Below are 1674 nucleotides of genomic sequence, written 5' to 3'. Positions count from 1 at the left end.
TTTTTTGCTTTATTTATCTTGTTGTCATTGATATGAAATTTAGGACCGAATTTTTGTAAAAAAGGCAGCCCTAACTTAATTCCTAGTAAGTAGCTTAAAGAAATCCCCCCAATTGCACCAGTAAAAGCACTAAGAAGAGAGGGGATATAAGCAAGTTTTCCTTGAAAAACATTGAATCCAACATATGTAAGCAGCACCTCATCAGGAATTGGCAGCCCGATAATGCCCCCGATTAATGCCAGAATAATTCCCAGATAGCCATAATGTTCAATAAGATGATTGATATGATTAATCAAATAAATGTCCCGCCTATATTAAAAGTTTCTTATAAGTATTTGTTAGTTCTTGAAAATTATTAAACCAAATGTGGAGAAGTTCTTGAGTTTTTGAAGTAAAAAAATGATGCTCGGGAATCATGCCCATGCATCATTTAGATTCATATTTAATCTTCATCCTTACTAGTCCGTACTACAAGCACGTCACAATTTGCATAGCGGACAATGTTTTCAGAAACACTGCCGATTAGGAATCTTTCCATGGCATTCATTCCTGTTGCCCCGCAAATAATGAGATCGACATTTTGCTTCTTCGCCATATCCTTTGGAATGATGACTTTTGGAGAACCGTAATCTATTACATACTCTACCTTTGCAACTCCCGATTCCATTGCTTCACTCTTATATTTTTCCATTAACTCTCTAGCGAACATATCTGCTCTTTCGGAAATTGTGCGATCGTATGCTTCGACTGTGGCGAAAGTACGTGTATCTATGATGTGGGCTAAAGTAATTTGGGCGTCATTTCTTTTAGCAACTTCAATTGCTTTTTTAAATGCCCATTCTGCTTCTGTTGAACCGTCTACAGCTACTAATATATTTTTATATTTCATCCCCATAAATATCTCCTCCTTTTCCTTTATTATACAGTACCAAAATGTGTATATCTGTAACAAAAAATCGAACAATAAGACAGTTCATTAAAAACTTTATTAAGGAGTTGTATTAAAAATGGAGAAGCGTGACCCAAAAGCACAAGCAAATTATTTCTTCAATGAAGAAGGACAAAACGAGGTAAGCGAGCAAATTATGGATGCCTATAATAGTGGTGTCATCGAACAGTCGGATGCAGATTTTAATTTAACTGATAATGAGGTCGCTGAAGGAGAAGTCTGACAGTGGAAAAAAATTTATGACATAACCGCAAAATGTAAGCAGCTAGAAAAAATGAATCCATTTTTTTAGCTGCTTTTTTTCGTTCGTATGAAGCATAAATCATTCATAATTTATGGAGGGATTTTGTCCAGATTTGTAGAAATACCATATATTCAACATATTTCCCCTATTCCAAACCCCTCGATTACCCTTAACTTTATTACTACATATTTTATTATTCCAAATAAAGGGCAAGGAAGTGAATTATATGATTATTAAGCCTCGGTGTGAACCAGAAGAATTAAGAATTATGAGGCATTTGCACACAAGGGTGAATTTAACTGAAAAGGAGGCAAAAAAATTTCTAACTATGGAAAAAGGCTATGAAGGTGAGAAAAGGTTTGATGAATTATTTGAGAATATTTCGGAGGATTGCACGATCCTAAATGATTTGTTACTGGAAAACAGCAATAGTGTTTTTCAAATTGATTCATTATTAATTTATGATGGAACAGTTCATATC

General features: G+C 34.4%; 4 protein-coding genes. 2 read left to right on the top strand and 2 right to left on the bottom strand.

What is annotated here, in order from left to right; translation table 11 throughout:
• Both V7149_RS00815 and V7149_RS00810 read right to left on the bottom strand, forming a co-directional pair.
• The coding region (locus V7149_RS00815; RefSeq protein WP_438824069.1) for a DedA family protein at positions 1-296 on the bottom strand (296 nt) is incomplete at its 3' end.
• Between the two features lie 146 nt (positions 297-442).
• Positions 443-895, bottom strand: coding sequence for a universal stress protein (locus V7149_RS00810; protein WP_335343784.1), 453 nt, complete (start codon positions 893-895; stop codon positions 443-445).
• A 112-nt stretch (positions 896-1007) separates the two neighbouring features.
• On the opposite strand from V7149_RS00810, the gene V7149_RS00805 reads away from it, so the two are divergent.
• On the top strand, positions 1008-1172 hold the full coding sequence (locus V7149_RS00805) for a hypothetical protein (RefSeq protein ID WP_335343783.1): 165 nt from the start codon (positions 1008-1010) through the stop codon (positions 1170-1172).
• Between the two features lie 247 nt (positions 1173-1419).
• The coding region (locus tag V7149_RS00800) for a nuclease-related domain-containing protein (protein WP_335343782.1) at positions 1420-1674 on the top strand (255 nt) is incomplete at its 3' end.

Source organism: Bacillus sp. JJ1503 (assembly GCF_036965125.1).
Lineage (GTDB): Bacteria > Bacillota > Bacilli > Bacillales > Cytobacillaceae > Cytobacillus.
The sequence above is the reverse complement of the archived record's forward strand: the minus strand, read 5'-3'. Positions and strand labels throughout refer to the sequence as shown.